Annotated in this window: 13 protein-coding genes and 1 pseudogene; 5 read left to right on the forward strand and 9 right to left on the reverse strand. The window is 64.2% G+C overall.

From position 1 onward, the window contains the following. Nucleotides 1–5: 5 nt before the first annotated feature. Together J7367_RS07820 and J7367_RS07825 are read right to left on the reverse strand one after the other, a co-directional pair. The gene (locus J7367_RS07820) at nt 6–944 is read right to left on the reverse strand and encodes a TRAP transporter substrate-binding protein (RefSeq protein WP_057662791.1); all 939 of its coding nucleotides are present in this window, start codon (nt 942–944) and stop codon (nt 6–8) included. Between the two features lie 96 nt (nt 945–1040). After that, complete coding sequence (locus J7367_RS07825; RefSeq protein ID WP_057662794.1) at nt 1041–1862, reverse strand: 2-keto-4-pentenoate hydratase; 822 nt, start codon at nt 1860–1862, stop codon at nt 1041–1043. Between the two features lie 139 nt (nt 1863–2001). On the opposite strand from J7367_RS07825, the gene J7367_RS07830 reads away from it, so the two are divergent. Beyond that, the gene (locus J7367_RS07830) at nt 2002–3081 is read left to right on the forward strand and encodes an alpha/beta hydrolase (protein WP_022557838.1); all 1080 of its coding nucleotides are present in this window, start codon (nt 2002–2004) and stop codon (nt 3079–3081) included. Then, complete coding sequence (locus J7367_RS07835) at nt 3078–4700, forward strand: carboxylesterase/lipase family protein (RefSeq protein ID WP_057662797.1); 1623 nt, start codon at nt 3078–3080, stop codon at nt 4698–4700. The genes J7367_RS07830 and J7367_RS07835 overlap by 4 nt, the downstream gene beginning before the upstream one ends. Before the next feature lie 44 nt (nt 4701–4744). Here J7367_RS07835 and J7367_RS07840 read toward each other — a convergent pair whose 3' ends face one another. The 5 genes from J7367_RS07840 to J7367_RS07860 all read right to left on the reverse strand — a co-directional run bounded on the left by J7367_RS07840 (nt 4745) and on the right by J7367_RS07860 (nt 15301). Continuing rightward, entirely contained in the window at nt 4745–5890 is a 1146-nt protein-coding gene (locus tag J7367_RS07840) for an aldo/keto reductase (RefSeq protein ID WP_057662800.1), read from the reverse strand. A 67-nt stretch (nt 5891–5957) separates the two neighbouring features. Further along, nucleotides 5958–6452 (reverse strand): metallophosphoesterase family protein, encoded by a 495-nt coding sequence (locus J7367_RS07845; RefSeq protein WP_057662804.1) that lies wholly within the window; start codon nt 6450–6452, stop codon nt 5958–5960. A gap of 190 nt (nt 6453–6642) precedes the next feature. After that, nucleotides 6643–8826, reverse strand: a complete 2184-nt coding sequence (gene glgB / locus J7367_RS07850) for a 1,4-alpha-glucan branching protein GlgB (RefSeq protein ID WP_057662806.1) — start codon at nt 8824–8826, stop codon at nt 6643–6645. A gap of 11 nt (nt 8827–8837) precedes the next feature. Next, complete coding sequence (gene treS, locus J7367_RS07855; RefSeq protein ID WP_057662808.1) at nt 8838–12188, reverse strand: maltose alpha-D-glucosyltransferase; 3351 nt, start codon at nt 12186–12188, stop codon at nt 8838–8840. Next, nucleotides 12185–15301 carry a maltotransferase domain-containing protein gene (locus tag J7367_RS07860; RefSeq protein ID WP_057662811.1) on the reverse strand — a complete coding sequence of 1039 codons (3117 nt, stop codon included), beginning with the start codon at nt 15299–15301 and terminating at the stop codon, nt 12185–12187. Before J7367_RS07860 ends, treS begins: the two co-directional genes overlap by 4 nt. Before the next feature lie 377 nt (nt 15302–15678). Here J7367_RS07860 and J7367_RS07865 point away from each other — a divergent pair. The 3 genes and pseudogenes from J7367_RS07865 (at nt 15679) to J7367_RS07875 (ending at nt 17573) form a co-directional block, all read left to right on the forward strand. Further along, nucleotides 15679–16343, forward strand: a pseudogene (locus tag J7367_RS07865) (hypothetical protein). A gap of 99 nt (nt 16344–16442) precedes the next feature. Continuing rightward, on the forward strand, nt 16443–16607 hold the full coding sequence (locus J7367_RS07870; RefSeq protein ID WP_162045111.1) for a hypothetical protein: 165 nt from the start codon (nt 16443–16445) through the stop codon (nt 16605–16607). Nucleotides 16608–16841: 234 nt separating this feature from the next. Next, complete coding sequence (locus tag J7367_RS07875; RefSeq protein ID WP_057662813.1) at nt 16842–17573, forward strand: carbon-nitrogen hydrolase family protein; 732 nt, start codon at nt 16842–16844, stop codon at nt 17571–17573. Nucleotides 17574–17696: 123 nt separating this feature from the next. Here J7367_RS07875 and J7367_RS07880 read toward each other — a convergent pair whose 3' ends face one another. Next, on the reverse strand, nt 17697–18089 hold the full coding sequence (locus tag J7367_RS07880; protein WP_211115790.1) for a hypothetical protein: 393 nt from the start codon (nt 18087–18089) through the stop codon (nt 17697–17699). A gap of 191 nt (nt 18090–18280) precedes the next feature. Beyond that, complete coding sequence (locus J7367_RS07885; protein WP_139792819.1) at nt 18281–18727, reverse strand: hypothetical protein; 447 nt, start codon at nt 18725–18727, stop codon at nt 18281–18283. Between the last annotated feature and the right edge of the window lie 644 nt (nt 18728–19371).

A 19371-nucleotide genomic window follows, 5' to 3' on the forward strand; every position in this document is an offset into this window, starting at 1 on the left:
CACCTCTATGCGAAATCGCGGATGCGGCGGTACAGGGTTTCGATCTCCGGCTGCTTGCGGTATTCGGCCAACAGCGGCGCAGCGGCAGCGCGGAATGCCGGCATGTCGACCTGGTTGAGCTTCACGCCGTAGTCGATCACCTGCTTGCGCGCCACCGTCTCGGAGGCATCCCACAAGTTGCGCATCACCGGCACCGAGGCGCGCGCCAGTTCCACCACCAGGCCACGGTCGGCCGCGCTCAGCGATTGAAAACTCCTGCGCGACATCACCAGGATGTCCGGCGCGTAGGAATGCTCGCTCTGCGACCAGTAATGCGCGGCTTCGAAATGCCGGCTGGACTGGAAGCTGCGCATGTTGTTTTCCGCACCGTCGATCATGTGCGTTTCCATCGCCGAAAACGTCTCGCCCAGCGACATGGGCGTGGGGTTGGCGCCCAGCATGCGCATCAACTTGAGGAAGATGTCCGACGAAGCCACCCGCAATTTCAGGCCCTTGAGATCTTCCGGGCGATGCAGCGGATGCTTGGTGTTGTAGAAGCAGCGCGCGCCCGAATCGTAGATGGCAAGACCGACCAGATCGCGCTGCTCGAAGCTGCGCAGCACGCTGTCGCCGACATGCCCGTCGATGGCGCGACGCAGATGCGGTACCGAGTCGAACACGTACGGCAGGCACAGCGCTTGCGTGAGCGGGAAGGTGTTGTTCAACGCGCCCGAATACACACGGGTGATGTCGATGGCGCCGAAGCGCGCCATGTCGATCGCCTCCGATTCGCGGCCCAGCTGGCCGGAGTGGTACTGGCGCAGCTTGAGCCGGCCATTGGTGCGTTCTTCCAGTTGCTTGCCGAACCAGCGCACCGCTTCCACGGTGGGGTAGTCGCCGACGTGTACATCGGTGGCGGTAAGCAGCTGCCCGCCGGGAATCGGCGTGGTGGCGCCGGCCCCCAACCAGGGGGCGGCGGCAGCGGCGCCGAGCCCGGCACCAAGAAAATGTGGCGTGTGATCATTGGCGCCCTCCCAAGCGTCTGGTCACGGGGACCGCCGTCAACTGGCGGACACGGCCGTACAGGAAATATCGCCGATGCCGGCGAAGCGAATCAGGGCACGTTGCCCCACTTCGATGTCGTGGATACCGGTGGCATTGCCGGTGGCAATCAGATCACCGCGCTTGAGCGGACGCCCGCGCTGTGCCGAACGGCTGAGCGCGAATGCGTAGGCCGCGCGCAGCCCGCCCGGCAGCGTGGTGGCCCCGCCGGTGCCGACCACCTTTTCGTCGATCAGCGTCTGGGCAGTGAGCGCAGCCTCGTCGCGCGCCAGCCAATCGGTCACTTCCGGGCCCAGAATCAGGCCGTTGTTGTTGCCGAAGTCCGAAATCACCACCCGCGGGCCTAACTGGTTGATGGTGGCCAGCGGGCTGCTGGCGATCTCCACCCCGATGAACAACGTGGCCGGCAGCTCTGCCGCCTGCTCCGGCGTGAAGTGGGTCTGCTCGGCCGGGGCGTCGGCGCCGAGCATCAGGACATATTCGGCTTCCACTGCGCCGAAGCCGCCGACAAAGATCGGGAACTCGGTTGTTCCACCGGTAGCATTCCAGACCTTCCGGGAGAAGATCGGGCCGAGCAGACGCTCGTCGCCGGACGCGTCGCGGCGCTCGGCGGCGATATACCCCACCTTCCAGCCGGCGACGTGGTCGTGCCACTGGCTGATGGCGATGTCCTGCACCTGGTAGGCGGTGACCAGATCGTCGGGGATTTGCCCGGGAAAGTCAGGCAGCGATGCCCCTGCACGGCGTGCTTCCACAAAGCGCTGGGCGATGGCGGACAGCGCGGGTGTGGACGATGGCGGAGTGGCGGCGTCGTTGCTCAAGGGTGTCTCCCCGATAGGTGTTTTGTTGCACTGCCAATCGACAGCGGCACGGTGTGCTGTATATGGTAAACCGGTGTCATTGGCAATGTGCACTGCGGCAATTGTGGTCGCGGTGACGAAGTGGCCCTGGGAGGGGTGAATGGAACAGACACGCCAAACGCGTGCTTTGACCGCGCTTTCGCGCGCCACGCGGCATGGCCTGGCGGTCCTAGTGCTGGGCGCGTTGCTGGCCGGCCCGGCGCCGGCGGCCGAGCGACCGAGCGCCGACACTGCCGCCGAACAAGCCAGCCGGATCGCGCTGTGGCCAACGCGCCTGGCACCGGGGGATACGGCGTTGCCGCAACCGCAGCGCATCGTCGAGCGCAGCAGCGAGCCGGCGCAGCCGGATCGCTACATCCAGCAGGTCAGTACGCCGTATCTGGTGGTCTACCGGCCCAAACAGCCCAATGGCACCGCCCTGCTGGTCACGCCTGGCGGCGGCTACCAACGCATCGTGCTGGACAACGAGGGCAGCGCGCTGGTGCCCGGCTTTGTCGACGCCGCCGGCATCACCCTGTTCGTGCTGCGCTACCGGCTGCCGGGCGAAGGCCACCCGAACGGCGCCGACGTGCCGCTGGCCGATGCGCAACGTGCCTTGCGGCTGATCCGCGCCAACGCGGCGCGCTATGGCATCGATGCGCAGCGCGTGGGCGTGATGGGCTTTTCGGCCGGCGGCCATGTGGCCGCCAGCCTGGGGACGCGTTACGCCGCGCAGGCGTATTCGTCCATCGACGCGGCCGATGCACTGAGCGCACGACCGGACTTCCAGCTGCTGATCTACCCGGTGATCGACATGGACAGCGCCAACGCGCACAAAGGTTCACGCGAACGCCTGCTCGGCAGCGCCCCGAGCCAGGCGCAGGTACAGGCCTATTCGCCGCAGCTGCACGTGGACGCACGCACGCCGCCCACCTTTTTGCTGCATGCGCAGGACGACGCCGTGGTCTCGGTGCGCAATAGCCTGCTGATGCACGATGCGCTGCTGCGCGCCGGGGTGCCGAGCGAACTACATGTGTTTCCGCAAGGTGGCCATGGCTTCGGCACTGCCCGTGGCACCGGCCTCACCGTGGCCGCATGGCCGCAGCTGGCGCAGGCCTGGATCGCGCATGTCGTCAAGCCGCAGACGCCGGCATCCAACCCCGCACCGATACCTGCACCTGCGAAGGAGGTGGCGCGATGACGGCCCGGCCCACGCCGGACGCACACCGACGCACGCTGCTGCGTGGTGGCCTGTTCGCCACTGCCGCCGCAACGCTCCCCGGCTTCGCTGCCGCGGCCGTACTTCCGCCGCCACGCGACGATGGCGCGCCGCTGGCACGCGTGCGGAGCGGCGCACTGCGCGGCTACCGCGACCAGGGCGTCTGCGTGTTCAAGGGCATCCCGTATGGCGGCGACACCGGCCCACGGCGCTTCCAGGCACCGCTGCAGGAAACGCCGTGGCACCACGTGCGCGATGCCAGCGGTTTCGGTGCAGCGGCGCCACAGCCCAAGGCCAGCGAGCCCACCAGTGAGGACTGCCTGTTCCTCAATGTGTGGACACCCGGCCTGCGCGATGGCGGCAAGCGGCCGGTGTTGTTCTATATCCACGGCGGCGGCTACACCACTGGCTCCGGCAGCGACCCGCTCTACGATGGCGTGCGCCTGTGCAAGCGCGGCGATGTGGTGGTGGTCACCGTCAATCACCGGCTCAATCTGTTTGGCTATCTGTCGTTGGCGCAGTTGGGCGATGCCGCTTTTGCCGACTCCGGCAATGCCGGGCAGCTGGACCTGGTCCAGGCGCTGCAATGGGTGCGCCAGCACGCGGCCGAATTCGGTGGCGACGCCGGCAACGTCACGGTGTTTGGGCAATCCGGCGGTGGCGCCAAGATCGCCACGCTGATGGCGATGCCGGCCGCGCGTGGGCTATTTCATCGCGCCTGGACCATGAGCGGGCAACAGGTCACCGTGGCCGGGCCGCGTGCGGCCACCCAGCGCGCGCAGCTGCTGCTGGACGCGTTGAAGATTTCGTCAGGCGAGATCGCGCGCATGCGCACGCTGCCGGTGGCCCAACTGCTGGCTGCCGCGCAAGTGCGCGACCCATCGCGGGTGGAAAGCAACGCGCTGTATTTCGGCCCGGTGCTGGATGCGCGCAACGTGCCGGTGCATCCGTTCTGGCCAACAGCGCCGGTGCAGTCGGCACGTCTTCCGATGGTGATCGGCAATACGCGCGATGAAACACGCGGCTTTCTCGGCAACGATGCGAAGAACTTCGCGCTGAGTTGGGACGAGTTGCCGGCCAGGCTGGAGGCGCAGCAATATGTGGACCTGTTGCCGCAGGTGATCATTGCCGAATATCGGCGCCTCTATCCGCAGTACACGCCGTCGCAGGTGTTCTTCGCAGCCACCACCGCCGGCCGCTCGTGGCGCGGCGCCGTCGAAGAAGCCGAAGCGCGTGCCCGTCAGGGCGCGCCCACCTGGGTCTATCAACTGGACTGGGGTTCGCCGCTGGATGGCGGCAAGTTCGGCGCCTTCCACACCTTGGATATTCCGCTGGTGTTCGACAACGTGCGCCAGCCGGGTTCGCGTACCGGCGATGGTGCCGATGCGCAGCGCATGGCCGAGCAGATGAGCGAAGCGCTGCTTGCGTTTGCGCGGCATGGCGACCCCAATCGTCGTGGGGCGCCGCACTGGCAGCGGTATTCCTTGAAACGGCGCGAAACGCTGGTGTTCGATACGCCAAGCCGGCTGGAACTGGATCCACGTGGTGGCGAGCGCCTGTTGTATCAACAAGCGCCGTTCATTCAACGCGGGACGTTTTGATTGCCACGCAGCGCAAACACCATGCGCTACGCGCGGCCCGGCCCTCAACGCGCAGCGGGCACCGGCGCATCTGCCTCGATCACGCCCTCGCGCTTGAGCGCTTCCCAGACCGCCGACGGAATCGTCACCCGCATCGAGGTCGCATTGGCCCGTGCCTGCTCGGCCGTGCGCGCACCGGGAATCACGGCCGACACCACCTGCGGGGCCGCAGCAAATTGCAGCGCGACGGTGCGCAGATCCACACCGTGCCGGTCGCAGATGGCCAACGCCTTCTGCCGCTTGGCAGGCGCCCATGGCGGAATGGTGCCGTCGTAGAGATAACGCTCGCGCCCGGCCAGATAGCCAGCCAACAGCGGCGCACCGACCACAACCGAGGCGCCGTGCTTTGCGATCTTCGGAAAGGTGTCATGCAAGGCCTGCGCATGGTCGAGCAGCGAGTACTGGCAGGCGAGCAGGAAGATGTCGGGGTCGGCTTCTTCGATTGCGCGCAAGGCCGGCTCGGGACGATTGACGCCAAAGCCCCAGGCCTTGATCAAGCCCTCCTTGCGCATCTTGGTCAGCTCCGGCATCGCGCCCTTCACCGCCTCGGCGAACCGCTGCTCCCACGGCATGCCCAGGTCTTTTTCGTTCTCTGGCGAGAGATCGTGGATATATGCGATGTCGATCTGCGACACACCCAGACGCTGCAGACTGTCTTCGATCGAGCGCCGCACACCGGACGCGCTGTAGTCGTAGCGATAGTCGAACGGCGACGGTTGCTGCCACATCGTCTTGGGTGGCGTGTCGGTCGCGCTGAGCAAGCGCCCGACCTTGGTCGACAACACGTAATCGTCGGCCGGATGGTTGTGCAAATGATGTCCGGTGCGGCGCTCCGACAGGCCCAGCCCGTACCAAGGCGAGGTATCGAAATACCGCACCCCCGATTCCCACACCGCTGCCAGCGTCTGCTCGCTCTGTGCGTCGGTGGCAGGCGCAAAGCCATTACCGATGGCCACGCCACCGAAGCCGAGGCGACTGCGAGGCCTGTAGCGTCCGCCCTTGACGAGCGGATTGGTCGGCAATGCGCCCGCGTCGGTTTTCCCGCGCGTGGGCATCACGCTGCCGGGCGCCGACGATTGCGCCATCAACGGCGCAGCGGCCAACGCCGCAGTGCCGGCGGCGGCGGAAAGGAATTGGCGACGTGTATTCATGGGAATTCCTTGCAACAACGTGGTCCACGAGCATGGCCCCGCCGGTGTGCATGCCGAGTCAGCGAACTCAGCCCAGGGCTAGTGGCCGCACTTGCGCGCGTGGCGCGCCATCGCCCAGCCATAGCGTGGCCACGCTGATCGGCAGACTGAAACGACGCGGCCCGGCGCTGCCCGGATTGAGATACAGCACCCCATCGTGCATGTGCACCAGCGGCTTGTGCGAATGGCCGCTGATGACGACGTCGGCCTGCACCTGCGGTGCCAGCGTCTTCAGATCGTGCAGCACATGGATGCGCACGCCATCGATCTGCAGATCCAGCGTCTGCGGTAAGCCGGTGGCCCACGGCTTGTCGTCGATATTGCCTGCGATGGCATGCAGCGGTGCCAGTGCCCGCAGTGCCTCAAGCACCTGCGGCTTGCCAACATCGCCGGCATGGATGATCTGCGTACAGCCCTCGAGCGCGGCAAGCGCTTCGGGCCGAAGCAGGCCGTGCGTATCGGAGATCACGCCGATCTGCGTGCCGGTGCCCGTCTCGCCATCACCGCGTTTGCGCATGATCATCAAGATGACCTGCTGCTGGATGATCTGCTGCCAGATCCCGGCCTGGAGAGATCAATGCCATCACCGTCTAGTCGGAGTGCATGAATGCAAGCGATGCCAGTGCATGACCCACCTGTCAACGACAGCGGGATGCATGACGCAGCTGCCGCTTCCCACCGGGCCAGTAGTCCGGTGGGGAGCGCAGGGGGCATCAGCCATACGGCGTCAGCACGATGGCGCCCAGCGGTGGCAACACCAGCGGCAGCGATTGCGCGTGCCCGTGCATGGATTGCGGCTCGGCGGTGACGCTGCCGCCATTGCCCAGATTCGCACCGCCGTAGATGCCGGCGTCGCTATTGAACACCTCGCGCCACTGGCCGCCTTGTGGCACACCGATGCGATAGCCGTGTTGCACGACCGGGGTGAAGTTGATCACCACCAGCACCGGTGCGTCGCCGCGTTTGCCCTTGCGCAGGAACGCCACCACGCTGTTGCCGGCATCGTCGCCCACCACCCAGGCGAAGCCGGACGGATCGTCGTCGTGCACGTGGAGCGCCGGGTATTGGACATACAGCCGGTTCAAATCGCGCACCAGCGTCTGCACCCCACGATGGCGGGGGTCGTCGAGCAAATGCCATGGCAGCCCGGCGTCGTGATTCCACTCGGTCGGCTGGCCGAATTCGCAACCCATGAACAGCAACTTGCGCCCCGGGTGGGTGAACATGAAACCCAGGTACGCGCGCAGGTTGGCGAAGCGTTGCCAATCGTCGCCCGGCATGCGGCCCAGCAACGAACCCTTGCCGTGCACCACTTCGTCGTGCGAGATCGGCAGCACGAAGCGCTCCGAATACGCATAGACCATGCTGAAAGTCAGTTCACCGTGGTGGTAGCGGCGATAGATCGGATCCAGCCCGGCGTAATGCAGGGTGTCGTGCATCCAGCCCATGTTCCACTTGTAGTGGAAGCCCAGGCCGCCGTGCGCCACGTCGGCGGTGACACCGGGAAACGCAGTGGATTCCTCGGCAATCATCACCGCACCCGGCGTGTGCTCGCGCACCACCTCGTTGAGCCGGCGCAGGAACGCGATGGTCTCGTAGTTCTCGCGCCCGCCGTGGATGTTGGGTATCCACTCGCCGGCGTTGCGGCTGTAATCGCGGTACAGCATCGAGGCCACCGCATCCACGCGCAGGCCGTCGACGTGATACCGCTGCACAAATTCCATCGCACTGGCGATCAGGAACCCGGACACCTCACGGCGGCCGTGGTTGTAGATCAGCGTGTTCCAGTCGCGATGGAAGCCTTCGCGCGGGTCGGCATGCTCGTACAGCGCGGTGCCGTCGAAATGCGCCAGCCCGTGCGCATCGGTGGGAAAGTGCGCCGGCACCCAGTCGACGATCACGCCGATGCCTTCGCGATGGCAACGATCGACAAAGCGCGCGAAACCATCGGGCGTGCCGAAGCGCGCGGTGGGCGCGAACAACCCCAGCGGTTGATAGCCCCACGAGCCGCCGAACGGATGCTCGCTTACCGGCATCAACTCGACATGGGTGAAGCCCATATCGGCCACGTACGGAATCAGGCGATCGGCCAGCCCATCCCAATCCAGATCAACCCCTGCTTCGCGCAACCAGGAGCCGGCGTGGATCTCGTAGATGCTCATCGGCGCGTCGTGGGCCTGGCGACGCGCACGCGTGGCCATCCAGCCGTCGTCGCTCCACTGATGCGGCGTGGGATCGGCCACGATGGACGCAGTGCCCGGCGCAAGCTCCGCGCGGCGCGCCACCGGGTCGGCCTTGGCCGGCAACTCGTGCCCGTGCGGACCACGCAGCTGGTACTTGTAATGCGCGCCGGGGCCGACGTCGGGCACGAACAGTTCCCACACGCCGGACTGATGCCGCAGCCGCATCGGATGACGGCGCGCGTCCCAGCTGTTGAAGTCGCCCACCACCGCCACGCGCGAGGCATTCGGTGCCCAGACGGCAAAGCGCGTGCCGCGTACGCCCTCCACCTCGACCACGTTGGCACCCAGCGCGTCGGCCAGCTGCAGATGGTGGCCCTCGCTGATCAGGTGCAGGTCGAAGTCGCTGAGCTGCGGGCCGAACGCGTACGGGTCGGCGGTCTCCTGCTCGCCACCGGGCCAGCCGATGCGCAAGCGATACCCACCGTGCGCCGGCAACTCGCCGGCGAACAGGCCCGGTTCCGGGCCGGCGTCCAGCGCCACCACCTGCCCATCGTCGAGCACCGCGCTGACCCGGTCGGCGCCGGGTAGATAGGTGCGCAACAAGCGCCCGTTGTCGGACGGGTGTGCGCCCAATACCGCGAACGCGTCGCCATGGCGCGCCTCTGCCAGGGCGCGTACCGCGCCGGGATCCCATCGATTGCTCACTGCTGTCATTACTCCACTCATCATGTGTCTCCTGCACCGGCACGTGCGCGTTGCAGGATGCGTCGCAAGCCTTCGATCGGCACCATCAGCCACCCTGGGCGATTGGCCGCTTCATAGCGCACTTCGTAGCAAGCCTTCTCCACCAGGAACAACAAGGTGGCTGCATTGAACGCCGCCGGCGCAATCCACGGATGGGCGCTGGCGTCGAGCACGGCATGGTAAGCGTCCAGGAAGGCCTGTGTGGAGCGGCGGCGGAATTGCACCAGGAATTGGTCCAGATGGGTGTCCACACCAACACCCGCGCGGGCGACGGTGCCTTCCTCGCCACGTGCCGACACTTCGCTGGCGTAATCGAGCGAGCGCAGGAAGCCGGCAACATCGCGCAGCGGGCTGGCCTTGGCGCGGCGTTCGGCCAGCGGCTTGGCCGGCTCGCCCTCGAAGTCGATCAGCACCACATCGTCGAAGGCCACCAGGATCTGGCCCAGGTGAAAATCGCCGTGCACGCGCGTGAGCAAGGAATCGGCCAGCACGCTCGGCGCCCTGGCGAGCAAGGCGTCCAGCTGCGGGCGCTCGGCCAGCACCGCCTCCAGCGCTTCGCGCTCGGCACTGTCTTCGATGCCGGCCAGGCGTGCGTTGACGGTCTCCCACATCTCTTCGACCTGGCGCCCCACGCCGGCCACCACATCGTTGGCGGTGGGCAGGTCGATGCGTTGCGGCGCGAAGTCGGCATCGTCGGTGCCGCGTGACAGCGCTTCGTGCAATTCGGCCAACCGTTTGCCCACCACGGCGGCGAAGGCGTCGTAGCCGGCGACCGCTTCGGCGCGCGCTTCGTCGGTCTGCGCAGTGGCGTATTCGTCGAAGCTGCGCGCCAGATGGTCCAACGTCCAGCGCCAGGCATCGCCCTGGTTGCGGATGAAGCCCTGCAACAACGCGATGGTGGTGACGGTGCCCTGCCCGTCGATCCGGCTGACGCTGCCCAGCAGTGGCGCGGCATTGGCATAGCCCATCTCGGTCAGGCGGCGGCCGATCTCGATCTCCGGGTTGGCGCCCACGGCCACATGCCGCAGCAGCTTGAACACGGCCTTGTCGGCGACCACCAGCGAGCTGTTGCTCTGTTCGGCCGACAACCAGCGGATTTCCGGATCTTGCGGGATGTCCAGCGTTGCCAGTGCCGGGGTGGCTTCGAAGCAGACCTGCCCCTGTTGGGAGGCATCGTCGCCATCGCAGAAGTCCAGCGCTGCATGGCTGCCCAGCGCATCGATCACACCGCGCACCATGGGCTTGAGCGCAAACGCGTCGGTGAGATAGCCGACCTCGCGGCCTTGGCGCACGCGCGCCAGCGCCAGCTGCTCGGCCAGCGTGCTCGGCTGCTCGCGCTCCCACACGATGCCCACCGGCAGCATGTAGCGCTCGTGGCGGCCGTCTTCCAGCTCTACCTCCAGTTCCAGCAGGGTCATCGGCTCATCGCCTGGCAGCGGCGTACGGCGCGCGATGCGCACGCTGCGCAGCGCCTGGTCCTTGGCCGAGAACCAACGCCGTGCCGACAGCCACGCCGGCAGGATTTCGTCTTCCAGGGTGGGCAGATGCGGCAGCAGTGCAGCGCTTTCGTCGGCATCGCTGCGCAGCACCAGCGTGCGGTAATCCGGCAGCGGCACCGGGCTGGGGACATGCCAATCCGGCAACGTGCCTTCGCTGACCAATTGGAAGGCATAGAAACCGAACGGCGGCACCGTGAGCAGATAGGTCAACCGGCCGATCGGCGGGAAGCTGCCGCCGCCGATGATGTCCACCGGCACGCGACCTTCGAACTCGGACAGATCCAGCTCCACCGCCTGCAACGTGTGCGAGAGGTTGGCCACGCACAACACGGTTTCATCCTGATAGCAGCGCAAGTAGGCGAGCATGCGTCGGTTGCCCGGGTACAGGAAGCGCAAGCTGCCGCGGCCGAAGGCCTGGTAGCGCTTGCGCACGCTGAGCACGCGGCGGGTCCAGGTCAGCAGCGAATGCTGGTCGCGGATCTGCGCTTCCACATTCACCGCCTGGAAACCGTACAGCGGGTCCATCACCGGCGGCAGCACCAGCTGCGCCGGGTCGGCGCGCGAGAAACCGCCGTTGCGATCGATCGACCACTGCATCGGCGTGCGCACGCCGTCGCGGTCGCCCAGATGGATGTTGTCGCCCATGCCGATTTCGTCGCCGTAGTACAGCACCGGCGTGCCGGGCATGGTCAGCAGCAACGAAGTCATCAGTTCGATGCGGCGACGGTCGCGCTCCAGCAGCGGCGCCAGGCGGCGGCGGATGCCCAGGTTGATACGCGCCCGGCGATCGGCCGCGTAGGTCTGCCACAGATAATCGCGCTCCGAATCGGTGACCATTTCCAGCGTCAACTCGTCGTGGTTGCGCAGGAAGATCGCCCACTGGCAGCTCTCCGGAATCTCCGGGGTCTGGCGCATGATGTCGGTGATGGGGAAGCGGTCTTCGCGCGCGATCGCCATGTACATGCGCGGCATCAGCGGGAAGTGGAACGCCATGTGGCATTCGTCGGCGTTCTGGCCGAAGTATTGCTGGGTGTCTTCCGGCCACATGTTGGCTTCTGCCAGCAGCATGCGGTCCGGGTATTCGGCATCCAGGGTGGCACGGATCTTGCGCAGGATGGCGTGGGTTTCGGGCAGGTTTTCGTTAGAGGTGCCGGCGCGCTCGATCAGGTACGGCACCGCGTCCAGGCGCAGGCCATCCACACCGCGATCCAGCCAGAAACGCATCACCTCCAGCACCGCTTCCAGCACCGCCGGGTTATCGAAATTCAGGTCCGGCTGGTGCGAGTAGAAGCGGTGCCAGAAGTATTGCCCGGCCACCGGATCCCAGGTCCAGTTGGATTTCTCGGTATCGCAGAAGATGATGCGCGTGCCTTCGTATTCCTGGTCGGTGTCCGACCACACGTAGAAGTCGCGCTCCGGCGAGCCGGCCGGCGCGTTGCGTGCGCGCTGAAACCAGGGATGCTGATCGGAGGTGTGGTTGATCACCAGCTCGGTGACGATGCGGATACCGCGCGCATGCGCCTGCGCCACCAATTGCTCGAAGTCTTCGATGCTGCCGTAATCCGGATGCACCGCCATGTACTCGGCGATGTCGTAGCCGTCATCGCGGCGCGGGCTGGGATAGAACGGCAGCAACCAGATGGTGTCCACGCCGAGTTCGGCGATGTAATCCAGCTTGGAGATCAGCCCCGGAAAATCGCCGATGCCATCGTCGTTGGAGTCGAAGAACGACTTGACGTGCACCTGGTAGATGATCGCGTCCTTGTACCAGCGCTGGTCGGCAACCACGGCCGACTGCTCTGCGTCGGCTTGTAACGATGCCACTGCATTCATGCGACCTCTCCTGCGCGGATGCGCCATAACGCGAACGGTCGCGTTGCCTCTAGACGGATGTGTTGGTATTTGCCATGCCACGCGAAGCGATGCCCGTCCCACAGGTCGTCCACGGCAACGCTGGCGTGATCTGGCAGGCCCAGTTCCCACAACGGGATTTCGATATCGGCGTCCTGCCCGGCATGCGGGTCCAGGTTGATCGCCACCAGCACCATGCTGCGGCTGCGCGACAGGTAGCCGCCATCCAGAAACTTGCCGTAGTACAGCACCTGGTCGTTATGCGCCTGATAGAAGCGCGTGCCCAGGTGCGATTGCAGTTCCGGATGCATGCGACGCAGTTGGTTGAAGCGGGTGATCTCCTCGACGATGTCGCCGGGCGCGCGTTCGGGCCAGGCGCGCAGCTGGAATTTTTCCGAGTCCAGATACTCTTCCTTGCCAGGCGCCAGCGGTGTGGCTTCGCAGAGCTCGAAGCCCTGGTACATGCCCCATAAACCCGACAGCGTGGTCGCCAGCGCGGCGCGGATCAGATGTCCGTTGCGCCCGCTGGTCTGCAGGAACAGCGGGTTGATGTCGGGCGTATTGACGAAGAAATGCGGGCGAAAGCACTCGCGCGGCACGCCATCGTTCAACTCTTCCACGTACGCCTGCAGCTCGTGCTTGTGGTTGCGCCAGGTGAAATAGGTGTAGGACTGCGAGAAGCCGCACTTGGCCAGGCGGTACATCATCTTCGGCCGGGTAAAGGCTTCCGAAAGGAACACCACATCCGGGCGCCGGCCGCGCACATCGGCAATCAACCACTCCCAGAACGGGAACGGCTTGGTGTGCGGATTGTCGACACGGAACAGCGTGACGCCTTCGTTGACCCAGAACAGCACCGCGTCGCGCAGCGTATTCCACAGGTCCGGCACCGCGCCGCTGGCATAGAAATCGACGTTGACGATGTCCTGGTACTTCTTGGGCGGGTTCTCTGCGTACGGGATCGAGCCATCCGCGCGCCAGGTGAACCAATCCTTGTGCTCCTTCAACCAGGGGTGGTCCGGGGCGCATTGGATGGCAAAATCCAGCGCCACTTCCAGACCCTGCGCGCGCGCGGCCTGGATCAGCCGGCGAAAGCCTTCCAACCCACCGAGTTCGGCATGGACTTCGGTATGCCCACCATCGGTCGCGCCGATCGCATACGGGCTGCCGGGCTCGCCTTCCACCGCCGTGACCGAGTTATTGCGGCCCTTGCGGTTGTTCAGGCCGATCGGATGGATTGGCGGCATGTACAGCACGTCGAAATTCATCGCGCGGATGTGCGGCAAGCGCTTGATGACGTCGTCGAATGTGCCATGCCGGCTCGCATCGCCGCTTTGCGAGCGCGGAAACAGTTCGTACCAACTGGCGAAATGCGCCGCGCGGCGCTCGGATTCGACCCGGAAGGTGACCGGATATTCCGAGCGGAACGGCTTATCGTCGGCCAGCGCCATCGCTTGCGCGGTGTCCGGCTCCAGCACGATGGCCAGCTGCTGCAAGGGTTCGCTCTGCGCGCCGATGCGGGTCAGCACTGCCTGCAGGCGCTCGGCCAGCGCACCGTCGCTGCGCGCCTGTGCGGCCTGCACTGCCGCAACCGCCTCCTGCACATCCACCGGCAACACCGTATTGGCAGCCCGTTTTTTTTCCAGATCCGCATGCAAGGTGGCGAAGACGTCGCGCCAGGCTTCCACGCGAAATTCGTAGGTGCCGATACGTTCCAACGGGAACTCGGCGCGCCAGCGGTCGTTGCCCAACGCACGCATTGGCGCACTGGCCCAGGCCTTGGCGTCGGCCGGACGCCACAGCACCGCCACCGCGATGCGGTCATGCCCATCGCAGAACGCGTCGGCCTCCACGCAAATGCGGTCGCCCACCGTGCGCTTGACCGGGAAACGGCCGTTATCCACCGACGGCGTCACCGACTCGATGCACACGCGCGGCCAGGTACCGGCCGTCTGCGCGCGCGGGCGCATGCGCGGCACTGCCAGCACATGGCGCGCCGGCACGCTGCGATACACGCGCACCTCGCCAGGCTCCAGCGCCTCCAGCGTGGCCCCGGACAACGTGCGGCCATCTTCGGCCACCAAGGCCTCGGCATCGCCGAGCAGCCGCAACAGGTCTGAGGCCGGCACCGGCACCACGTGCTGGGTGTCGCCATTGATCAATAACAGGGAGGGCAAGCCGCCCAGCGGCTCGATCGCCACCGCGGTGAGCCCGGTCGCCTCGCGCAGCAGCGGGCGCAACCGCATGCCTGCGTTGCTGGTTGGCAGGCCGTCGGTGGCGCGGATCGACGATGGCAACGTTGCCAGGTGCGCATCGTCCAACAGCCATGACCCGCCCAATGCCAGCGCCAGTTGCCAGTGCTGCTCGGGCGCCGCGGCGCGCTTGTCATCGGGCGCATCCAGCACCGCAACGACCTGCGCGGCCAACGCGCGCAGCGCGCTGTCTTCGTCGAAGAACCAGCTGCCGCGACCATCCCACCAGACGAGCGAGGAAAACGCCGCATCGAACCCGGCACCGGCCAGCTGCTGCAATGCGTCCAGCCCCAGGCCCGGCGTCCATGCCGCAAACACCACCTCCGGCGCCTGCGCGTGCACGCGCGCGATCAACTCGCGCCAGCGCTGTACTGGTACCTGGTGCGGCTGCAACAGACGAAAGCCACCAACGCCCTGGCTCACCCACTCCAACAGGCGCGCACTCCACCACTCCACCAGCGCCGCGCCTTCTTGTGCATAGGCAAAGCGTGCTTCGGCCACTTCCGGCGTAGCACGCGGCTGACGCGGATCCGGGACCGCGGTGCTGCGCGCGCGGAACCACTGCGGGTTATCGCGCACCACCGCGCTGGCGCCGCCTACTTCGTCCAGGCGCACATCGATCAACAGCTTCACGCCCGCGCGGTGCGCCGCCTGCACGACCTCTTGCAGGCGCTGCGCCTGCGTCTGGGCGCCGGCCGCGGGCTCGATCAGACGGCCTTCGGCATCGCGCTCGAAGGGTGCCGCCATCACCACGTAATCGCAGCCAGCCTCACGCACCGCCACGCAGCGCTGCTCCAGCCCGGTTGCGTCCTTCAGTGCTTCATTGAGAACACAGATGCGCATGGCGCCCCCTCAACAGGCAACGGCGCGCATGCGCACCGTCACGTGGGAAGCCAGCGGACGCGTACCACGTGGCAGTCTTGCGAGCCTTTGCTCACCGCACGCCGCACCACCATCCCTACGTACCGAACCTTGCCGTATTGACGCTTGCCGGCACGCTGCCCGACCGACCCTGCCACCCGTGACTGCACTCATGCGCGACTCCGCAACGATTCTTGACCCATGCAGTCAAACACCCCCACTGCGAATTTCATGTGTCGGTGGAATTGACGAAAATCAAACAAGCGCGGCTGTGGTGCGCATGGCGTGTGGTGACACGGTCCTGCTGAAAGGGCGGTCGTCTTGCCGCACACTACCGCCCCCCATTTGGAGTCATTGCCATGCACAAGGCTTGGATGCTTGCCTTGTTAGGCATTTCACCGCTGGTCCACGCAGCGCCTGCCACCAACGATCCCACTTGCCGCAATGTTGTTCACCAGCGCGCCGGTGGCGTTCTCACTCGGGAAGGTCATCCCGCCGCGCATGTATCTGCTCAAGGAGACCGATGGCTGTCCGGAAAAGAGGCGAGGCCGCATGCCAGGGACGCGCCTATGTGTTCAAGAACGATACTGTCCTGACGGCGCAGCGTCGCAATGCATATGTCTGCGTGCTCTACCCCAACAAGGGAGGCGGCAGTGCTGGTTGGGTTGCACAGTCCAACCTGCGGATGCAGCCAAGCGCGGCCGCGCCCACACCACAGGCGTGGAACGGTCACTGGCACGACGGCGACAACACGCTGCAGTTGCCCCCCAACGCAGACGGCAGCATCACCGTCAACGGCGATGCGTACTGGCCCAGCGCCTTTCCCGAGCCGGAACAGACGCCGGGCGGCCCGCACACGGGCTCGGTCACCGCGCGCGGCTATCCAGAAGGCAACCGCGTCGAGGTCAACGAGAACACGTGCAAGGTGCGCCTGCAATTGCTGCGCGACCTGCTGGTGGTCGACGACAACCTGGAATGCGGCGGAATGAACGTTTCCTTCGGCGGGGTGTACCGAAAGAAGTAATCGCAAGCCTAGGCCCGATGCGCCGCGTTCCTGCAGAGGACGGCGCACAAACAGCAGCCGGCGACGCCAGCAGCGGAAGAGAGCAGGCTGGTGCACCGGATGCAGCTGCATTACCACGGCGACCAGGCTGCCGGCGGGCGCCATTACGTGATCTACAAGGATGGCCAAAAAGTCGACGATGGACGCAGCGATGCCAACGGATTCACCAAGGCACACAATGCCGACTACGACCAGGTGTGGACAACCTCGGTGCTCAACAACTGAGTGCCTGTTTCGGTGCGGCGCACCCTGATTTATAACCAGTCACGCTGGAGAAGATCGGTAACCAGCCGGTCAACCTATCCTCCTGACCCGCTGAAGATAGGCGTCCTGGCAAGACGTCTCGCTTTCGAAAGTGCGAGCGTTTGAGCAGCATATGCTGGCCTTCAAGCGCACTCTGGTTACCTGCCTTTCGGAATCCGCTACGCTCAATTCCGATGCACGGACACGAGACAGGCAATGAAGCTGACAGCTGCGCAAATCCTTTCGACGCCTGGCCAAGTCGAAGAGAACATCAGTAAGCACCTCGATGTCATTCGCCTGGCGGCGAGCAAGGGTGCGGATGTGCTGGTCTTTCCCGAGCTTTCCCTCACTGGTTACGAACCCGGATTGGCGCAGGTGCTGGCGGTGCAGCTGGCTGATCAGCGCTTTGATCAATTTCAGCTGGCAAGTGACCGGCACGGCATGCTCATCGCCGTTGGCGCGCCCACGAAGGGGGCAAAAGGTACCGAAATCAGCATGCTCTGCTTCCAACCGGGGCTGGAGCGCACAAGCTACTCCAAGCAGCAGTTACACCCTGACGAGTTACCGTTCTTCACCGCCGGTACCGAGCAGCTTGTTCTCAGACACGCTGATCAGCTGCTGGCGCCTGCCATTTGCTACGAGTCACTGCAGGCAAACCATGCAGAACAAGCTGCAGCGTCAGGTGCTGGCGTGTATCTGGCAAGCGTGGCCAAGTCGGAAAGAGGCGTGACATCGGCCTACAGTCATTATCCGACCATTGCAAAAACACATTCCATGACTGTCTTGATGGCGAACTGTGTAGGCCCTGCCGATACCTTCATAGGAGCGGGTCGGTCTGCCATCTGGAGCAGTGACGGTGACCTCGTTAGCAGCGCTGATGCCTTCCAGGAGGCATTGGTGGCGTACGACACGGGGACCGGAAAAGCGAACGTCTTCAGCTTAGCTTGAGATCAGGGCAAGGCCGGTAACAGGCAGCCCTGTCTGTGCGGTGACGCTCGGCAATCCCGCTTGCCCGCTGCGTCAGCAGCTGCGCGAGGCATCCGCGGCGGCAGGTTTGGCGTGAATGCATTATCAGGATGCAACGACCTGGGGATATAAGCCCTTCGCGCTGTTGAGCTCAACGGCCAACTTCCCTACCTTGGACAGTAGCTTGCCGATATCCTGCTCAGAATCAGCGTAAAAATAATCGATGCAAAACCGAAGTGACGTACCAAACTGATCGCCGATGGGTGGAAGCGCAACGCTCCTGATCTGCATCGGCTCGCCCGCTCGCGCCGAATCGCGTACCCACCAGGAAAGGAACTCGAGTGCCTTGAGGCCTTTCGGATCGCGCGTGATACCAAAGTTGACGGAGATGGCAAGCTCGTTGGCCAAGCCTCCCTTTGTGCGCTTCAACGCGCCGAGCGGCAGGTCGGCATACGGAAGAAGACTGAAGTCGCTTTCCGTGACCTCAGAAAGATCCATGTTGTCCACCGCTGCATCGGTAATACCAGGGATAGACGTAATGGCGTCCTGCAGTTTTTGTACTTCAGGCGGCGTTGCTACTCAAGATCAATTGAATCGAACTAAGGAGCAAAATTAGCGCCGTCACTTGCTGCTCCACGTTAATTCGTAATCCAACGCATCTGAGATTTTTTATTCGGAGACCGTGGACATTAATTTATCGACGCGCTCAGATCAGCGTGAAGGGTTATCCTGACATCGTCCACCCCTTGGCCGGAACCTAAATTCTCATCAAGAAATGCAGGAGCAGCCTCGTACTCAATTGAGAAAATAAATCCTCTGACACACCACACCTTGGCGGTCAGCTCTTGATTGCAAGATTTAATAACCAGGCTCGCAACCATAAGTTCTTCCGTTTTATTTTTGAAAGCAATTGCAGCATCAAAAGTTGGCTTTCCTTTGGACATCCGGTAAAAATTGACTTCCACGCCGTGCGGCAGTCGTTGCACTTTATTTATTTTAGAAATTTGCAAATTCCATAGCTCTCTTTCAGGGATAGGTAACTCCCCTCCTATCGAATCAAGAACTAAACGGTCAATCCGTGAAATATTTGGATTTTTTATTTTAGTTTTAAAAATTCTATCAAAAAAAGAGTTCATAAATTCCTACTAATTTATTCGTCGCCTAAGCTTTCACTTGCGGAACCATATGCCGCACCTGAAAGCAGCCCTTTGTAAACGTCAGGCAGTCTCATCCATTGCTGTGTCGCCCTGCTGGGCATCGGATTTTCTGCTTTCCAAATCCTTGGCATAAACCTGTAGCGATATGGATCAGAGAGCGCATGCACACGCGTTGACACATAATTCCCGTTCCAAAGAGATCGCGGACCACCAACTCTATTTGGTATCCAGTGCGAGAACTCTGTTCCTGCTTTTTTTCCAGCAGAGCGCCAACCGGCGGCGCCACCCAACACTATTGAATTGGCTACTCCGGCCACTTCACCAACGCTGTAGCTGGTAGAACATTTGTCCACCTGATCGTTAGTCCCAGCCCAGTCCCTGATTACATTTGTCGCACCGAAACTTACGGTGTCACCCATTCCGGCAGAAAAGTCGACAACAGGCTGAGGAATGTTAGGCCAGGTTGCAGGGTCGTTTAGGGAAGGTCTGAACAACGAGACCTGACAGGGCGGAAGGTGGCGTCGTTCCGAAGAGTGGCTTTTGGAACTTCGGAATTTCGCCATTTCTGGCGCTTTCCGCGGGAATTTCCCGGTTCACAGACGCACGCTCCCCATCGCCGGCAG

This window comes from Xanthomonas sp. D-36-1, assembly GCF_017746155.1.
GTDB lineage: Bacteria > Pseudomonadota > Gammaproteobacteria > Xanthomonadales > Xanthomonadaceae > Xanthomonas > Xanthomonas cissicola.

What these genes read in the sequence shown, in the direction of transcription:
- J7367_RS07830 (WP_022557838.1), top strand. Translation starts at nt 2,002, where the DNA reads ATGGAACAGACACGCCAAACGCGTGCTTTGACCGCGCTTTCGCGCGCC.
- J7367_RS07835 (WP_057662797.1), top strand. Translation starts at nt 3,078, where the DNA reads ATGACGGCCCGGCCCACGCCGGACGCACACCGACGCACGCTGCTGCGT.
- J7367_RS07840 (WP_057662800.1), bottom strand. Translation starts at nt 5,890, where the DNA reads ATGAATACACGTCGCCAATTCCTTTCCGCCGCCGCCGGCACTGCGGCG.
- J7367_RS07845 (WP_057662804.1), bottom strand. Translation starts at nt 6,452, where the DNA reads ATGATCATGCGCAAACGCGGTGATGGCGAGACGGGCACCGGCACGCAG.
- glgB (WP_057662806.1), bottom strand. Translation starts at nt 8,826, where the DNA reads ATGACAGCAGTGAGCAATCGATGGGATCCCGGCGCGGTACGCGCCCTG.
- treS (WP_057662808.1), bottom strand. Translation starts at nt 12,188, where the DNA reads ATGAATGCAGTGGCATCGTTACAAGCCGACGCAGAGCAGTCGGCCGTG.
- J7367_RS07860 (WP_057662811.1), bottom strand. Translation starts at nt 15,301, where the DNA reads ATGCGCATCTGTGTTCTCAATGAAGCACTGAAGGACGCAACCGGGCTG.
- J7367_RS07870 (WP_162045111.1), top strand. Translation starts at nt 16,443, where the DNA reads ATGCAGCTGCATTACCACGGCGACCAGGCTGCCGGCGGGCGCCATTAC.
- J7367_RS07875 (WP_057662813.1), top strand. Translation starts at nt 16,842, where the DNA reads ATGAAGCTGACAGCTGCGCAAATCCTTTCGACGCCTGGCCAAGTCGAA.
- J7367_RS07880 (WP_211115790.1), bottom strand. Translation starts at nt 18,089, where the DNA reads ATGGATCTTTCTGAGGTCACGGAAAGCGACTTCAGTCTTCTTCCGTAT.
- J7367_RS07885 (WP_139792819.1), bottom strand. Translation starts at nt 18,727, where the DNA reads ATGAACTCTTTTTTTGATAGAATTTTTAAAACTAAAATAAAAAATCCA.